At 46.4% G+C, this 17,602-nt stretch carries 15 protein-coding genes; 8 read left to right on the top strand and 7 right to left on the bottom strand.

Going from position 1 to position 17,602, the window contains the following annotated elements; translation table 11 throughout:
- A complete protein-coding gene (gene sltY / locus J4N37_RS02475) occupies window positions 1-1,947 on the bottom strand; it encodes a murein transglycosylase (RefSeq protein ID WP_252041611.1) in 1,947 nt (648 codons plus the stop codon).
- 375 nt (window positions 1,948-2,322) lie between these two features.
- On the opposite strand from sltY, the gene ettA reads away from it, so the two are divergent.
- From ettA to J4N37_RS02460, 3 genes are all read left to right on the top strand, one after another.
- Window positions 2,323-3,990: an energy-dependent translational throttle protein EttA gene (ettA, locus tag J4N37_RS02470; protein WP_010446043.1), complete on the top strand. Its 1,668-nt coding sequence runs from the start codon at window positions 2,323-2,325 to the stop codon at window positions 3,988-3,990.
- 201 nt (window positions 3,991-4,191) lie between these two features.
- The gene (locus J4N37_RS02465; protein ID WP_010446041.1) at window positions 4,192-4,560 is read left to right on the top strand and encodes a PilZ domain-containing protein; all 369 of its coding nucleotides are present in this window, start codon (window positions 4,192-4,194) and stop codon (window positions 4,558-4,560) included.
- A gap of 26 nt (window positions 4,561-4,586) precedes the next feature.
- Window positions 4,587-5,588: a M23 family metallopeptidase gene (locus J4N37_RS02460; RefSeq protein ID WP_029560922.1), complete on the top strand. Its 1,002-nt coding sequence runs from the start codon at window positions 4,587-4,589 to the stop codon at window positions 5,586-5,588.
- A gap of 68 nt (window positions 5,589-5,656) precedes the next feature.
- Here the strand turns inward: J4N37_RS02460 and tyrA are convergent, their stop codons facing one another.
- From tyrA to nagZ, 3 genes are all read right to left on the bottom strand, one after another.
- On the bottom strand, window positions 5,657-6,784 hold the full coding sequence (tyrA, locus tag J4N37_RS02455) for a bifunctional chorismate mutase/prephenate dehydrogenase (protein WP_252041610.1): 1,128 nt from the start codon (window positions 6,782-6,784) through the stop codon (window positions 5,657-5,659).
- A 24-nt stretch (window positions 6,785-6,808) separates the two neighbouring features.
- A complete protein-coding gene (locus J4N37_RS02450) occupies window positions 6,809-7,882 on the bottom strand; it encodes a 3-deoxy-7-phosphoheptulonate synthase (protein WP_252041609.1) in 1,074 nt (357 codons plus the stop codon).
- A gap of 239 nt (window positions 7,883-8,121) precedes the next feature.
- Window positions 8,122-9,105: a beta-N-acetylhexosaminidase gene (gene nagZ / locus J4N37_RS02445; protein ID WP_252041608.1), complete on the bottom strand. Its 984-nt coding sequence runs from the start codon at window positions 9,103-9,105 to the stop codon at window positions 8,122-8,124.
- Between the two features lie 100 nt (window positions 9,106-9,205).
- On the opposite strand from nagZ, the gene J4N37_RS02440 reads away from it, so the two are divergent.
- Together J4N37_RS02440 and murQ are read left to right on the top strand one after the other, a co-directional pair.
- A complete protein-coding gene (locus tag J4N37_RS02440; protein WP_252041607.1) occupies window positions 9,206-10,318 on the top strand; it encodes an anhydro-N-acetylmuramic acid kinase in 1,113 nt (370 codons plus the stop codon).
- 64 nt (window positions 10,319-10,382) lie between these two features.
- Window positions 10,383-11,309 (top strand): N-acetylmuramic acid 6-phosphate etherase, encoded by a 927-nt coding sequence (murQ, locus tag J4N37_RS02435; RefSeq protein ID WP_252041606.1) that lies wholly within the window; start codon window positions 10,383-10,385, stop codon window positions 11,307-11,309.
- A gap of 72 nt (window positions 11,310-11,381) precedes the next feature.
- On the opposite strand, the gene J4N37_RS02430 is transcribed toward murQ, so the two are convergent.
- Together J4N37_RS02430 and J4N37_RS02425 are read right to left on the bottom strand one after the other, a co-directional pair.
- The gene (locus J4N37_RS02430) at window positions 11,382-11,711 is read right to left on the bottom strand and encodes a hypothetical protein (protein WP_010446029.1); all 330 of its coding nucleotides are present in this window, start codon (window positions 11,709-11,711) and stop codon (window positions 11,382-11,384) included.
- 110 nt (window positions 11,712-11,821) lie between these two features.
- Window positions 11,822-12,163 (bottom strand): DUF2799 domain-containing protein, encoded by a 342-nt coding sequence (locus tag J4N37_RS02425; RefSeq protein ID WP_010446028.1) that lies wholly within the window; start codon window positions 12,161-12,163, stop codon window positions 11,822-11,824.
- Between the two features lie 316 nt (window positions 12,164-12,479).
- Between J4N37_RS02425 and J4N37_RS02420 the strand changes: the two genes are divergently transcribed.
- From J4N37_RS02420 to btsR, 3 genes are all read left to right on the top strand, one after another.
- Window positions 12,480-13,964, top strand: coding sequence for a carbon starvation CstA family protein (locus J4N37_RS02420; RefSeq protein ID WP_010446027.1), 1,485 nt, complete (start codon window positions 12,480-12,482; stop codon window positions 13,962-13,964).
- Between the two features lie 138 nt (window positions 13,965-14,102).
- The gene (locus J4N37_RS02415) at window positions 14,103-15,773 is read left to right on the top strand and encodes a sensor histidine kinase (protein WP_088881309.1); all 1,671 of its coding nucleotides are present in this window, start codon (window positions 14,103-14,105) and stop codon (window positions 15,771-15,773) included.
- 31 nt (window positions 15,774-15,804) lie between these two features.
- Complete coding sequence (gene btsR / locus J4N37_RS02410; RefSeq protein WP_038884907.1) at window positions 15,805-16,533, top strand: two-component system response regulator BtsR; 729 nt, start codon at window positions 15,805-15,807, stop codon at window positions 16,531-16,533.
- Window positions 16,534-16,615: 82 nt separating this feature from the next.
- Here the strand turns inward: btsR and ispH are convergent, their stop codons facing one another.
- A complete protein-coding gene (ispH, locus tag J4N37_RS02405) occupies window positions 16,616-17,581 on the bottom strand; it encodes a 4-hydroxy-3-methylbut-2-enyl diphosphate reductase (RefSeq protein ID WP_252041605.1) in 966 nt (321 codons plus the stop codon).
- Between the last annotated feature and the right edge of the window lie 21 nt (window positions 17,582-17,602).

Genomic DNA, 17,602 nt, shown 5'->3' with positions numbered 1-17,602 from the left:
TCAATACTTGGTATTGATCTCATTTGGGGTCAAGAACGCACCATCGACACCTAAAAGATCGCGGTAATAGGTTTCAAACATCAAGATGTTTTGCACATAACCGCGAGTTTCTTTAAATGGAATCGCTTCGATAAAGGAATAAGCATCCACTTTACCTTGAGTTCGCTCTCGCCATGTTTTTACTCGGTTAGGCCCTGCATTATAAGCAGCGAGCGCGAAAATACGATTATTATCGTAATCCTCCATCAAACCTTGTAAGTAGTGGCTACCAATTTCGATATTCTTACCCACGTTATACAAGTCTTGTGTACCTTGATACTTGAGCTTGTACTTGCGCGCCGTGTACTTCGCAGTTGCTGGCATAATTTGCATCAAACCTCGGGCACCAACGGGTGAACGCGCTTCTGAATCCAAAGCACTTTCTTGTCGAGCCAGTGACATCATAGTGATCGGGTCGATATTGTGCTTCTCCGCGTAGAAGTTAAACCACCAGCGGTGAGCTATCGGGAAACGCAATGGTATGTTGTCCCACATTTTTGCTTGAATACTTGCTGTGACCGTTAAGTTATGCCAACGCTTAGAAGCAGCATAAGCGGCCAACATCGTTTTTTCTTCTTTACTCACTCGACCAAGCAAATGAGACCACTCACTCTTTGCAGCTGCAATTTTGTCGGTTTCGATAAGCTCTTCAATTCGCGTTAAAGAGCTCTGATATTGTTTGAGTACTCTCTTTTCTAGCTTAATTGTCGAGGACGGATACTTTATCGACTGACCAATAGCATTGGCCGCTGCAACACTGTAAAAGTTACGTTGACCAACTAACTTAGACAGTCTTTGCTTACCTGCGACTTCATCACCCATCGCTATCTCACTGCGTCCTAACCAATATTGCCACCGAAGCGACGACTGCTCTTCATCATTGAGTACTGCGATCCACTTTTGCACGCCCTTCCAATCGCTATTTTGAATCGATAAACGAATACGACTCTCGATCAGAGGTAAACTCTGACTGTTTTTCGTTTTGTCATCGCGCCACTTAGCAAGAGAGTCCGATTCAGTGCGGATCAAGCGAATTGCGATATAGTCAGCCAGTGCTTGCGCCTTTTCAGGAGAGAATTTTTGCCCTTTCACTACCGTCGCGTATGCACTCTGCGCTTTACCAACATCTTTTCGAGCTAACTTTTCTAACGCATATTCAGTTTGCGCTCGATAAAAATCATTGGCAGGTTGCTTCTTAGCAAAATCCGCAACGGTTTCCGGTTTATCAAACAAGACTTTCATCGCTTTCGCTTGCTGCTGCGCTTTCGCTGACTCAGGCAGTTTTTGCAAGTAACTCATCAAACCGCTATTGCGCGCATCGAACGCCAACAACATGCGTTGCAAGATCATGTCATCAGTGCGTTCTCCCGCTTTATCCCAAGCTGAGAATAATGGGTCACATTCATCGGCGATGCTCTTACCTCGTAACCACATATGCTCAGCGCCCTTAAACGCAGCGACTTGTTTGCCTTGTTTTAATTGGGCTACATAAAAAATACACTGATAACGCTCACCGCTCGGCTCCACTTTCTGGAACTCGGTAATGGTTTTCCAATCCTTCTGGCGATATAGGCTATCTAAGTAAGGAGCGCGAATCCGACGCGAAAATGGAAAAGCCTCATGGTCTTTAATAAATTCATCGACCTGCTGTGGAGACTGGTTCGACAATTGCCTCAGAAACACTCGATAATCCACATAAGGTGTCAATGGATAGTCGGCAATTTTAGAACGGATAGACAAGTAACCATCAATGTCATTTTTGTCTAATAAATCCTGAGCTTGCTCATAAACTTGGCGCTGTTTTTCTAGGCTCAGCGCAGCATTTGCTGACACGCTTACCGCACATAAAGCGGCTGCGTAGCATACTCTTTTAGCCAATTCCGATACGTTGAATCTCATGTGCGTCATTTTCCCCAGACGTTTATCGCTTTATTTCTTGCCGCTAGTGGATACAAGGCGCAGCAAGTCATAAATCATATGCATCTATTTACACCGTATTAAGTTCTTATTGTAAAGCGACTTGATGTAATAAATGTTGTACTCGTGAAACTTTAGAACCCTTCAAGACAAATAGATTCCCAACAATCCATTCTTCCTGATGAATCGCGGTACATTGAATTTAAGGTGAACAAGAAAAGTGTATACCCTAACGTTGTGAGTTTCCGGTCAGCAATGAAGAAGAAATCACACGAGCTGTGAATTTCTTGCATTGCGGTAACAAAACTCAAGTAGTTGGTATAAAATAGAGCCTTTGAATGACAGTTAATTTAGGAACGATCGGCAATGGCTGAATACGTATATACCATGTCGCGGGTGAGCAAAATCGTGCCACCTAAGCGTCAAATTCTTAAAGACATCTCTCTAAGCTTCTTCCCAGGTGCAAAAATCGGTGTTCTAGGTCTGAACGGTGCAGGTAAATCAACACTGCTACGAATCATGGCGGGTATCGATACTGATATTGATGGTGAGGCTCGTCCACAACCAGGTCTAAACGTAGGTTACTTACCTCAAGAACCTGTACTAGACGAATCTAAGACCGTTCGTGAAATCGTGGAAGAAGCCGTTTCAGATGTTGCTGACGCGCTTAAGCGTTTGGATGCGGTATATGCAGCATATGCAGAACCAGATGCTGACTTCGACGCTCTTGCAAAAGAACAGGGGGAGCTAGAAGCTCTGATCCAAGCTAAAGATGGTCATAACCTAGACAACGCGCTAGAGCGCGCTGCAGATGCTCTTCGTCTTCCAGAATGGGATCAAAAGATCGCGCACCTTTCAGGTGGTGAGCGTCGCCGTGTGGCAATCTGTCGTCTACTTCTAGAAAAGCCAGACATGCTACTACTAGACGAACCAACCAACCACTTGGATGCTGAGTCTGTTGCATGGCTAGAGCGCTTCCTAGTTGACTACACTGGTACTGTAGTTGCGATTACCCACGACCGTTACTTCCTAGATAACGCAGCGGGTTGGATCCTAGAACTTGACCGTGGTGAAGGTATTCCATGGGAAGGTAACTACACTTCTTGGCTGGAGCAAAAAGATGCTCGTCTACAACAAGAAGCGTCTCAAGAAAAAGCTCGTCAGAAGACCATCGAGAAAGAACTTGAGTGGGTTCGTCAAAACCCTAAAGGTCGTCAGGCGAAATCGAAAGCACGTATGGCGCGCTTTGAAGAGCTACAAAACACGGATCACCAGAAACGTAACGAAACTAACGAACTGTTCATCCCACCAGGTGAGCGTCTAGGTGATAAAGTTATCGAAGTGAACAACCTGACGAAATCATTCGACGGTCGCGTTCTTATTGATGACCTATCATTCAGCATGCCTAAGGGTGCAATCGTAGGTATTATCGGTGCCAACGGTGCTGGTAAATCGACCCTATTCAAGATGCTGAGCGGCACTGAGCAGCCAGACTCAGGTACGATTGAGCTAGGTGAAACAGTGAAATTGGCGTCTGTTGAGCAGTTCCGTGACTCAATGAACGACAAGAACACGGTATTCCAAGAGATTTCTGAAGGCGCTGACATCATCAAGATCAACAACTTCGAAATCCCAGCTCGTGCATACTGTTCACGCTTTAACTTTAAAGGTTCAGACCAACAGAAAGTGATTGGCGAGCTATCTGGTGGTGAGCGTAACCGTGTACACCTTGCGAAGCTGCTTAAAGCAGGTGGTAACGTACTGCTACTCGATGAACCAACCAACGACCTAGATGTTGAAACACTACGTGCACTTGAAGAAGCACTACTAGAGTTCCCAGGCTGTGCAATGGTTATCTCGCACGACCGTTGGTTCCTAGACCGTATCGCGACGCACATCATCGACTACCGCGATGAAGGTCAAGTTAACTTCTATGAAGGTAACTACAACGAGTACATGGAGTGGCTGAAGAAGACCCTTGGTCCTGAAGCAGCTGAACCACACCGCATCAAATACAAGCGCGTATCTAAGTAATTTAGACGCGGTATTGATATGCCAGGTGTTTTCTAAACACCGCCTGTGCTTGTAATTTGTTCAAAGGTCGCTATCATGGCGACCTTTGTTGCATATTTAGCCAGAATCTTGTTTTAAAACCGCAGTTTTTGAACCAAGATCGAATAATTAGTGCGCTTTCTGATAGACTAGTTAGTCATATCGAACAAAAAAGAAAGTGCTATGACGGAACGACGCCGCTTTTCTCGTATTATCTATCGTGTACCTGCTACGCTCACTCAAGGGCCAAACCAACTCGATACCACAATTCAAGATTTGTCTTTGCACGGATTGCTACTCGAAACAAGTTCACCGGCAGAGTTAGATCTTCACTCTCCTGTTGAAATCTGTTTCGTATTTTCTGAGTCTGAACAGAGTGTATGTTTAAATGCTAACATCGTTAGTTTGAATCAGAATGCCATTCGGCTTAAAATTAGCAGCATTGATATTGATAGCATTAGTCAATTACGACGTTTCATAGAATTGAATGTTGGTAGTGATGAACTACTGAACCGAGAGTTAGAGCATCTTTCAGATCTCGGGGCAGAGTAATTCACCACTCAACTCAGTAAAGAGCCATGTCTAAAAAAATAACCATGCAGGTCCCGACTAAAAACGGCGATCAGCTTTTTTATTTGGGCCGCACTTCGGTCCTCGCGTTTTTTGCATCCCTACTCGCCCTTCCTGCGGTCATCGGTGGTGCCTGGTATTTGAATCAGCAGCAAGTTGAAAACCAAGAAAACTTGAGCCAAACCATTGCGAAGCTAGAAAGCGAAAAAGCTCAGATAACAGCGCTGTATGAAGAGCAATTAGATACTAATCATTCGCTATCTCAGTCGCTAACAGATAAAAACAACCAGATTCAACTACTAGGCAAACGAGTCTTTGATGTTGAGTCTGTACTTGGCCTCGCAGATGAAGAATTGATCGGAGAAGAAAGCAATCTCGCTCTAGAAGAGCGTATTGATGCTGCCGCCATTGACTCTGCTGTAAGAGCCACCATGTTCCGCTTGATACCAAACGATAGCCCGATGACCTATCAACGTATCTCATCTTCATACGGCAGTCGTATTAACCCTATTTCTGGTAAACGCCATGTTCACACGGGTATCGATCTCACCTGTAAGCGTGGTGAAGAGATTCTCGCCCCTGCTGATGGGGTTGTGGAAACAGTACGACCAAGTAACAGAGGTTACGGCAACTACCTGACTCTACGTCACTCTTTTGGTTTCTCGAGCTCGTTTGCTCACCTAAGCAGATTTAAAGTGAAGAGCGGTCAATTCGTCAGTAAAGGCGATGTGATTGCAAAATGTGGTAATTCCGGTAACTCAACTGGCCCACACTTACACTATGAAGTGCGCTTTTTGGGTCGTGCGTTGAACCCTCAATACCTGATGGATTGGACACCTGAAAACTTCAACTACGCGTTCGAAAAAGAGAAAAAGGTGAAATGGGGACCATTGGTTCAATTGATTGATAATGTCGTTCGTCTACAAATCAACCTGACTAACTCACCTTACCGTGATACCAGCATTAGCACAGTATCGAGTGAAGACAGCAGTGGTACATCGACCAACTGATCACCTCTCGGCATCCAAATAAAAAAGAGCAGCCTGTGAGCTGCTCTTTTTGCATCTAAAATCAGTGTTTATCCACGATGGATATTATCGTTAGCTTGTTTGAGTAGGTTCTGACTCTCATTCATAAATTGCTGCGAGTACTCGCCAAACCAATCACTCACTTGTTCAAAACTTTCGACAAACTCCGCTTTGTCTTTGCTATCCAAGATGCTTAGCGCTTCACCAAAACGTTGGTGGAATCGCTTAATCATGTCGATGTTCTCTTGCGACGAAAGAATGATGTCACCGTATAGGTTTGGATCTTGGCCAAACAGACGCCCTACCATCGCTAGCTCCAAACGGTAAATCGGCGAGCTCAGCTTTAATAGTTGTTCAATGTTCGGATTCTCTTTACTTAGGTGCATGCCGTAAGCAAAGGAAGTGAAGTGGCGCAGCGCCTGAATCAAAGTCATGCCATGATCGTGCTCTTGCGCATCGATTTGGCACAAGCTTGCGCCCCAAATTCCAAACTGTTGCAATAGCCATTGGTATTGTTCATTACCACGACCGTCACAGTAGACAATCACCTGCTTTGCTAGGCTCGGAACATCTGGGCCAAACATTGGGTGCAAACCAACAACCGGACCTTGGTGAACATTCAACATTGCTTGCAGCGGCTTAGACTTAATAGAAGTCAGGTCACAAAGAATGCAATCTTGTGGCAGGTTACCGAGCTTCTCAATCACACCTTCTGTTAGGTGAATCGGCACTGTAACTACCACCAGCCCCGCATCTTTTAGGATGTCATCGGCCTGATCCCAGTCTTTGCTGCCCAGTACTTTAACTTGGTAACCAGATAGTTTGAACATTCGACCAAACAGACCACCTAATTGACCATTACCACCAATAATGACCACTGAGCGCAGTTCTGGGTTCAAACACTTAAAACCGGAATCTTTCTCGCTGGCATAAGACTCACGCATTGTTCGACGAAGAATGTCTTCAATCAGCTGTGGAGGGATCCCCATTTTTTCAGCTTCAGCTCGTCGTGATGCCAGCATTGCGGCTTCACGATCTGGGGCATAAATTGGCAAACCGTGTTCGCTTTTTACTTCACCCACTTTCTCTACTAGCGCTAAACGCTGAGCGAGTAGCTCTAGCATTTGCTTGTCGACTGCATCAATCTGATCGCGTAATGCGTTAAGTTCAACTGCCATTGATGTTCCTTAAATCCCGTGTTGTTAGCCTTTTAGACGATTCTCTAAGAAAGGCACCAGCTCTTCGTGTGCATGACGTAATAGTGCCTCAGTTGAATCCCAATTGATACATGCGTCGGTGATAGATACGCCGTATTTCATCTCTTCAAGAGCTAGGTCAGAAGATTGGTTACCTTCATTGATATGGCTCTCAATCATCAAGCCAATAATCGACTTATTGCCTTCACGGATTTGGTGAATCACGTCTTCTGCAACCAATGGCTGACGACGGTAATCTTTACGTGAGTTTGCATGGCTACAATCCACCATCAGTGAAGCGTCAAGACCAGACTTCGCCATCTCTTGCTCACACTCGTTAACCGATACTGAATCGTAGTTAGTTTGCTTGCCGCCACGCAGAATCACATGACCATTCGGGTTACCTTGCGTAGTCAGAAGCGCTACTTGACCTTCACGGTTAATACCCATGAAGCGGTGGCTAGAAGAAGCCGCTTGCATCGCGTTAACAGCAGTAGCCAAGCTACCATCCGTACCATTCTTAAAGCCGATAGGCATAGAAAGACCACTTGCCATCTCACGGTGTGTTTGTGACTCAGTAGTACGAGCACCGATTGCTGCCCAGCTAAAGGTATCCGCAAGGTATTGCGGGCTGATTGGGTCAAGGGCTTCTGTTGCTAGCGGAATTTCCATCTCTGCCAATTCAACCAGCAATTCACGACCAACATGCAGACCATGTTCAATGTCGAAGCTGCCGTCTAGGTGTGGGTCATTGATTAGGCCTTTCCAACCAACTGTGGTTCGAGGCTTCTCAAAGTAAACACGCATTACAATATACAGTTGGTCGCTTAGTTGTTCAGAAATAGCTTTTAGACGCTTAGCGTAATCCTTCGCAGCTTCTACGTCATGGATAGAACATGGTCCACATACAACGAGTAGACGATGATCTTTTTTGTGAATGATGTCAGCGATGGTTTGACGAGACTCTTGAATAAAACGACGTGCTTTTTCACTTAGAGGAAGCTTCACTTTTAGCTCCTCTGGCGTAATCAGAACTTGTTCTTCGCTGATGTTGATGTTGCTCAATTCACTTCTTTGCATAACTTTGACCTGTATATTTTTGTTTACACCCAACCAATTCTTTGGTGAGACAACTAAGCTTTACCGACAAGATAACAGGCTAAAAAAGAATTACAACCGTACAAAATAAAAAACATTTAATGTAAATTTAATTTTACATTAAAAGAAAAAGCCGAAATGCAGAGCACTTCGGCTTTAAATGGATGTTTTAGTAAGTTTACGTCTCACCCTGAAGAAACCATTATTCAGGGGTGAGATGGCTAGCCGACCAATCGCTTCATAGCTTCAGACGCATCTTTCCACTCTTGCGAAAGTTTTAGCTCGCTTAGAGAAAAGCTTTGCTTCTTCAACAAGGCATCTGCTCGAGGAACAGAAGTGATTGGTAGATTATCAAGCACCTCAACTTGCGCATCGCGCTTATTGCAAACCAGCAGCATATCGCAGCCAGCGTTTAGTGCTTGTGCGCCACGCTCAGCAGGACCGCCCATGATCGCAGCGCCTTCCATGGTCAAATCATCAGAGAAGATCAAACCTTTAAAGCCAAGTTGCTGGCGCAAGATTTGTTTTAGCCAGTACTCTGAACCACTTGCAGGTTGATCATCATAATTTGGGAAAATCACATGAGCAGGCATCATCGCATCTAAGATGCCAGCATCGATTTGCGCTTTGAAAATAGCCATATCTTGCTCAAAGATATCACTACGCTCGTCGTACGGCGTCTCTAGGTGTGAATCGGCAATCACACCGCCATGGCCCGGGAAGTGCTTACCTGTTGTTGCCATACCGACACTCTTCATGCCCTGCATATAAGCGGTGCTATGACGCAAAATGGTATCCATATCCTCACCAAAAGCTCGGCTGCCGATCGCCTTACACTGATGACCTTTATCCAACACAGGTGCGAAGCTTAGGTCGATGTCATGAGCTATCAACTCTGCGGCCATCAACCAACCACCCATGCGTGCCAATTCTTCACTGTTTTGGTGTTTGGCGTATTCGTCTGCCGCAGGAATCAAAGAGAAACCTTCACGGAAACGCTGAACGCGCCCGCCTTCTTGGTCAACACCAATCAAAATCGGACGTTTCGCCGCTTTGCGGATAGATTGGGTAAGAGCTTGAAGCTGCTCGCTGTCGTGGTAATTACGCGTAAATAAAATCAAACCACCAACCGTTGGATGCTCCAAAATTTCTCTGTCTTCTGCAGTCAGTTCATAGCCTGCAACATCAACCCATAACGGTCCCATTTTTTCTCCTCAAAATCGGCTGAATATCTCGTATTCGATGAGGTTATTCGCTTCAGAATTGCTTTACAATAAGTGAATCGAAGAATTGACGGAATTGGCTGTGAATCTTAACAAACTGTATATCGGTGTGATGTCTGGAACCAGCATGGACGGCGTAGATACCGCTCTGGTTGAAATCGAAGATAACCGTATTCGCTTAATCGCACACGATGACTATCCAATGCCCGCTCATATTAAGCAGACGCTACTGTCGGTTTGCACCGGCCAAGGCACGAACCTTAAAGTCATTGGTGAGCTTGACCACCAGCTTGGGCACCTATTTGCCGATGCGGTTTTACAGTTGTTAGATAAGTCTGGCTACTCTGCTGAGCAAATCCGAGCCATTGGCAATCATGGTCAAACCGTGTTCCACCAGCCAACAGGCGATCTGCCCTTCACGACTCAACTGGGTGATGCCAACATCATTGCAGTCAAAACTGGCATTGATACCGTGGCAGACTTCCGTCGTAAAGACATGGCATTAGGCGGTCAAGGCGCACCACTCGTCCCAGCTTTCCATAAAAACATTTTTGCCATGCAAGATTCCACAACCGTGGTGCTTAACATCGGTGGAATTGCCAATATCTCGGTACTGCATCCTGAGCAAGCGGTGATTGGCTACGATACCGGCCCAGGCAACACGTTGATGGACGCATGGTGTGAACAACACACGGGACAAGCCTTCGACAAAGATGCGCGATTTGCTCTGCAAGGCAACAGCGATGCAGCACTGCTAACTCAACTCTTAGCAGAGCCTTACCTCTCAATGTCGGCGCCTAAGAGCACAGGACGAGAGCTGTTCAATATCGATTGGCTACATCAACAGTTGGCCCACCACAATACCTCCGCACAAGATGTACAACGCACGCTGTGTGAATACTCAGCAAAAACCATTGCAAGCGAAGTGGAAAAATTCACTTATGGTGAGAAACCCCAGCTCTTGGTGTGTGGCGGCGGGGCAAAAAACCCGCTGCTGATGCAACGTTTAGCGGCACTTCTACCGCAGTGGCAAGTCGCAACAACCGATGACAAAGGCGTCAATGGCGACTACATGGAAGCCATGGCGTTTGCTTGGCTCGCTCAGCGACATATCGACGGACAGCCGAGCAACTTACCTGAAGTGACTGGCGCAAGCCGTCTTGCTTCGCTTGGTGTGCTCTACCCTAAAAACTAAATGTGTTGTGCCAGACACAACGACAAGATAAACAAAAATCAGTATTCAAAAGGCTTAAACCACTATGACAAATGACGCGCTTATTGCTGCTCTTGCCCATCTTGTATCAGAGGGGCGCAACCCAGATACGATGGACATCGACTTGTTACCATCTCTGGACATTGTTCAGCGTCTTAACCAGCAAGATAAACTTGTGCCGCTTGCGGTAGAGAAAGTGCTGCCAGAAATCGCACTCGCGGTGGATAAGATCACCGACGCATTTAAAGTCGGCGGTCGTCTGGTTTACATGGGCGCGGGCACCAGTGGCCGCTTAGGCGTGCTTGATGCGTCAGAATGTCCGCCAACCTTTGGTGTATCTGACAAAATGGTGATTGGTTTGATTGCAGGTGGCCCTAAGGCGATTCTCAAAGCCAAAGAAGGCGCGGAAGACTCTCCAGTTCTAGGCGAACAAGATTTGAAAGACATCGAGTTCACCAAACGCGACGTGGTGGTGGGCATTGCCGCTAGTGGACGTACACCTTATGTGATTGGCGGTTTGGAGTACGCCAATGAAATTGGCGCGACAACTTTGGCGCTATCTTGTAATCCAGATTCTCCCATTGCAGACATCGCTAACATCGCGATTTGTCCTGTTGTAGGCCCAGAGGCATTGACTGGTTCAACACGTTTGAAATCGGGTACCGCGCAGAAATTGGTTCTGAATATGCTGACCACAGCAAGCATGATCCGTTTGGGTAAGAGCTACCAAAACCTGATGGTCGATGTGAAGGCGACCAACAACAAGCTCGTCGCGCGTGCCGCACGTATCGTGATGCAAGCGACCGATTGTAGCAAAGAGCAAGCAACCGAAGTACTCAAACAAACGGATTACGAAGTGAAGTTGGCGATCTTAATGATCCTGACCGATCTTGATATCGATTCCGCTCGCGCGCACCTGCATCACCAAGATGGCTTCTTGCGTAAGGCTGTGGAAAGCCACCAGCCCAAATAGCGGTGCTGATGGTAAAATTAAAACAAACAAAAAGGAGACCTCAAGGTCTCCTTTTTGTTCTGGTATCAAGAATTAGTCTTCGTACAACCATTCATCAAATTCTTGGTTAAGCTTGTCATTCGCTTTACGTTTGATGTGTTCGGGATTCGCTATGTTCTTAACGTTATCCACTTTGTTGGTGTACTTGCGCGTGGTTTGGTTTACTTCACGCTTAACCTGATTCTCCACATAAGTGCCATCGGTGATCTCTTTGATATTACGCTTAGTGTGATTGATGGTGTTGGTAATACGATGCTTGTCATGATCGTACTTACGCTTCATCTTTATCGACTCTTTCAATACATTGGTTGCACCAACCGTTAGGGGAAAGAGCGCCAATGCGACCAAAAAGATCTTCTTCATATTTCTATTTCACTTCTGATTGAATCTGATACCACCAGTAAACCAAAGCAATAAAATTCAAATGTCAGAAGATTAACAGGGAGGATTGCCGTCTTGATTATGAAACAGAACTAGTTGCTGTATTCATTCCAACCGCGTTGCCATTCCATACGGAACTTCTGCGCTTGGGGCGTACCTTCACACACACCTTCATAATACTGACCAGACAAGCCCATTTGGTAAGCGAAATCCGGATTGCAGTATTCCGTCACACCTTCTAGATAACCTTGGTCATAGTCACCTTGCTGAGCATTACCGAGTTGATTAAGCTCTTTCACTGTGCGAGAAGTATGCCCTGCAATACCATCTTGATAACCGATCTGATACCAGTCACCAGATTGCGCTAATTCTTCCGTGGTTGCCGCGCACCCAGCGAGTAAAGCCAGCGCCAAGCCTAACGTTGCCTTTTTCATCATTCTTCCTTAACTAGTTGTTTTCCAAACAAGCTTACCACTAAAGCCTGTGCTTTGCCGCTGCTGTGTCGATTTGACCACTGAGTTTCTCCTATGACCACTCACAATATATAACGACCATTGACCACCGAATTCCACCACTCAATGGATACCCCGACCACTAAGCAAACGATAAAACCACTTAATCCTTATATCGACCACTCGCTTCTCTATTCGACCGCTCACCCATAGAGCGAATGCGCTTAACAAAAGAGGCGAATAAGATACATCCTGAGCTTAAAAAATTACCCTACCTAATAAACCAAGGACAATTGCTATGATGTGGTTTCTAACCTGTGTCGCAGCCCTCATCGGCGGATACTTCATCTACGGCGCTTTCGTTGAGAAAGTTTTCGGTATCAATGAGAATCGCCAAACTCCTGCCCATACGAAAACCGACGGTGTTGACTACGTTCCAATGTCAACCAAACGTGTTTACCTTGTTCAACTACTTAACATTGCTGGCGTTGGTCCTATCTTCGGTCCAATCATGGGTGCCCTATACGGCCCAGCGGCAATGTTGTGGATTGTTGTAGGTTGTATCTTCGCAGGTGCGGTACACGATTACTTCTCAGGCATGCTTTCTGTTCGTAACGGCGGTGCATCAGTACCAACGATTACCGGTCGCTATCTAGGTAATGGCGCAAAACACTTTATGAACATCTTTGCCATCGTCCTATTGCTTCTTGTTGGTGTGGTATTCGTCTCAGCGCCAGCAGGCATGATCACTAACCTAATCAACGACCAAACCAGCCTAAGCGTGAGCATGACAACCATGGTTGTGTTGATTTTCGCTTACTACATCATCGCGACAATTGTTCCTGTAGATAAAATCATCGGTCGTTTCTACCCACTGTTCGGCGCACTCCTGATCTTCATGTCTGTTGGTCTTATGACAGCGGTTGCGTTCTCTAGCGAGCACACGGTAATGGGCGACTTCCAAGTGAGCGACATGTTCACTAACTTGAACCCGAACGATATGCCTCTATGGCCAGCGCTATTTATCACTATCGCATGTGGTGCAATCTCTGGCTTCCACGCAACTCAGTCTCCACTAATGGCGCGTTGTATGGAGAACGAGAAGAACGGGCGCTTCGTATTCTACGGCGCAATGATTGGTGAAGGTGTTATCGCACTAATCTGGTGTGCTATCGCTTTGTCTTTCTTCGGTACACTTGATGGTCTAGCAGAAGCTGTGAAGAACGGCGGTCCTGGCAATGTGGTATACAGCGCGTCATTTGGTCTACTAGGTGTATTCGGTGGTGTGATTGCTTTCCTTGGTGTTGTTATCCTACCAATCACATCGGGTGATACAGCGTTCCGCTCTAGCCGCCTGATTCTTGCTGAATACTTCGGTATGGAACAGAAAACACTGCGTAACCGTCTGCTAATGGCTGTACCACTGTTCGTAATCGGTGGCATTCTGACTCAAGTAGACTTCGGCATCATCTGGCGCTACTTCGGCTTCGCAAACCAAACAACAGCAGTAATGATGCTTTGGACTGCGTCGGCTTACCTACTACGCCACAACAAGCTGCACTGGATTACGACAGTACCAGCCGTATTTATGACAACCGTATGTGTGACTTTCATTCTAAACAACAGCACACTAGGTTTTGGTCTGCCGATGCAAATCTCGACTATCGCTGGCGTTCTATTCGCACTAGCGGCGGCGGGTTACGTTATCAAGATTTCTAAAGGCAAAGGTGAGACTGAACTGGCTGATGAAGAGAAACCACAAACAGCCTCAGAAACCGCATAATGAATCCCTTCGCTTGCTAACCGATTCATTATCAATGTCTGGATAAACCAAGAGCCTGCCCAACGTAGGCTCTTTTTGTTTCTCTTCGAAGATTTAATTCACTTACAATAAAAACATCATTTTTAGGTTAGGTTCGCTATGGAACTGGTCATCTCCCTTTTACAACAAATGTGTGTCTACTTAGTGCTGGCTTACATGCTGAGTAAAACGCCGATCATTTTACCTTTGCTGAGTATCTCTTCTCGCCTCAGTCATCGGCTCATTTGTTACGTACTCTTCTCCGGCTTTTGTATTCTAGGAACCTACTTCGGCTTGCACATTAATGATGCCATTGCCAACACCCGTGCTATTGGCGCAGTGATGGGAGGCCTGTTTGGCGGCCCTGTAGTGGGTTTTGCAGTGGGATTAACCGGAGGCATTCACCGCTATACATTAGGGGGCTTTACAGATTTAGCCTGTGCAATCTCTACCACGGCAGAAGGCTTGATTGGCGGCCTGCTGCATGTCTACCTAATTAAGCGAAAAAAAGGCTCGATGCTGTTTAACCCCAGTGTAGTCTTCAGCGTGACCTTTGTAGCGGAGATTGTGCAGATGATCGTCTTACTCGCCGTAGCCAAGCCATTCGACCAAGCCTATGAACTCGTTTCAGCAATTGCGGCTCCGATGATCATTGCCAACTCAGTCGGTGCAGCACTGTTCATGAGCATCCTACAAGATCGTAAAACCATTTTTGAAAAGTACTCAGCAACCTTCTCTCGACGTGCATTGAGCATTGCCGACCGCTCTGTCGGCATTCTTAGCAACGGATTTAATAGTGAGAACGCCGATAAGATTGCCCGTATCATCTATGAAGAAACCAAAGTCGGCGCGGTCGCCATTACCGACCAAGAAAAGATTCTGGCTTTCGTTGGTATCGGGGATGATCACCATAGGCCAAATACTCCAATTTCATCGCAAAGTACACTCGATTCAATGGAGAAGAACGACATCATCTACCTTGATGGCAGTGAACGCCCTTACCAATGCTCATTAGCGAAAGATTGTAAGTTGGGCTCTGCGTTGATCATTCCTTTGCGCGCAGGTAAAGAGGTAGTGGGCACCATTAAACTCTATGAGCCAAAACGCAAACTGTTCTCTACTGCGAACATGTCAATGGCGGAAGGCATCGCTCAGCTTCTATCGAGCCAAATCTTGTATGGCGATTATCAGCAACAACAAACCCTGCTGGCTCAGGCAGAAATCAAACTGCTGCACGCACAGGTGAACCCACACTTCTTGTTTAATGCGCTAAACACCATCAGCGCCATTACTCGTCGAGATCCAGATAAGGCGCGAGAACTGATCCAAAACCTATCGCACTTCTTCCGCAGTAACTTAAAGCAGAACATCAACACCGTGACGCTAAAGGAGGAGTTAGCTCACGTGAATTCCTACTTGTCGATCGAAAAGGCGCGCTTTACCGATCGCTTAGAAATAGAGATTGATATTGAACCAGAACTGCTGGATATCAAGCTACCAAGCTTTACTCTTCAACCGCTCGTTGAGAACGCCATCAAGCATGGTATTTCCAATATGTTAGAAGGCGGCAAAGTGAAGATTTACAGCCAAGCTCATCCTCAAGGTGCGCTGATTACCGTAGAGGACAACGCTGGGAGTTATGAGCCGCCAAAAGAGAATCATTCTGGTTTGGGGATGGAAATTGTCGATAAGCGCTTATCGAATCAATTTGGGCGTGATTCAGCGCTAAAAATTACCTCTCAGCAGCACCAATTTACTAAAATGAGTTTTATCATTCCCCACTCGCGATAAGTACAGTGAAAACGCACAAAGGTAGTCTTGGATGTTAACCGCCCTCGTCATTGATGATGAACAGTTCGCTCGTGAAGAGTTAGCAGAGCTATTGGATGAAACAGGCCAGATTGAGGTGATTGGCGACGCGTCAAACGCCATCATGGGGCTGAAGAAGATCAATGAGCTCAAACCTGATGTGGTGTTTCTCGACATCCAAATGCCACAGGTAACAGGCATAGAGCTGTTGGGCATGTTAGACCCAGAGACCATGCCTTACGTGGTATTTGTGACCGCCTACGATCAATACGCTATCCAAGCTTTTGAAGACAACGCGTTCGACTACTTACTCAAGCCCGTTGACCCATGCCGTTTGACGAAAACCGTCAAGCGCCTGAACAAAGTAATGAGTCAATCCGCGCTCACTCAACAACTATCAGCCATCGCGCCCGAGAGCCTAGACCAGATACCTTGCATTGGACACAACCGCATTGTGATCATGGCAACCGAAACGGTTGAGTGCGCTTACAGCGACATCAGCGGAGTGCATGTACGCTCCACCAGCCAAACCGCCAGCACACAGCTCACGCTAAAAATCTTGGAAGAGAAAACCCCATTGGTGCGTTGCCATCGACAGTATCTGGTCAGCATTAAAGCCATCAGTGAGATTAAGCTACTCGAAAATGGACTGGCGGAAATCATCACCAAAACCGGCTTTGAGATCCCGGTGAGCCGTCGTTACCTAAAAGTGCTCAAAGAGCTGCTAGGTATCAGCCACTAGGGGCTGACTCTGACGGAGTTGTGTAAAAATATCCAATTAAAAAAGGCGACCTTGTGGTCGCCTTTTTAGCATTCGAATTGTCTTAATCGACTTGCTTGATTTGCAGCTCTTTTGGTACTTCGAAGAACATGCTCTCTTCACGACCAAGCACTTCATCCACTGCCTGTGCCCCAACCAACTCTTTGATACGATCTAGGATTTGATTAACCAACTCTTCAGGCGCAGATGCACCAGCAGTCACACCAACCTTGCCTTTACCTTCAAACCATTCAGGCTTAATGTCTTCTGGACAGTCAGTCAGGTAGCCAGGCGTGCCGAGTTTCTCTGCCAGCTCTTTTAGACGCGTTGAGTTCGATGAATTCTTGGAACCCACGACCACCATCACATCTACATCGTTTGCAAGCTCACGCACTGCGTCTTGGCGGTTTTGTGTTGCATAGCAGATATCGTCTTTACGCGGCCCTTGAATCTCTGGGAATACGCGACGTAGCTCTTCAATCACATCTGCGGTTTCATCAACAGACAATGTGGTTTGGCTTACGTAGTGCAGATCAGATGGATCTTTTACGATCGCTTTTAGCTTCTCGACATCGGCTGGCGTTTCCACAAGGTACATGCCGCCCGTCTCGCTAGAGTACTGACCCATTGTGCCTTCCACTTCTGGGTGACCAGCGTGACCAATCAGCACCACTTCCATATTTCGACGGCTCGCGCGCGCTACTTCCATATGTACTTTGGTTACCAACGGACAAGTCGCGTCGAATACGGTTAGGTCGCGAGATTTCGCTTCCTGACGAACCGCTTGTGACACACCATGAGCAGAGAAAATCACAATATTATCGTCCGGCACTTCGTGCAATTCTTCAACGAAGATAGCACCACGCTGCTTTAGACCTTCAACCACAAAGCGGTTGTGTACCACTTCATGTCGAACATAGATTGGTGGCTGATACATCTCTAGCGCACGCTCTACGATGCTAATCGCACGGTCAACACCAGCACAGAAACCACGTGGGTTAGCTAACAGGATTTTCATTTCATTGCTCATGGAAGTTATCTTTTATTTGGG

The sequence above is a fragment of the Vibrio sp. SCSIO 43153 genome, assembly GCF_023716625.1.
GTDB lineage: Bacteria > Pseudomonadota > Gammaproteobacteria > Enterobacterales > Vibrionaceae > Vibrio > Vibrio rotiferianus.
Note: the sequence above shows the minus strand (reverse complement) of the source record. Positions and strands in the feature narration are given on the sequence as shown.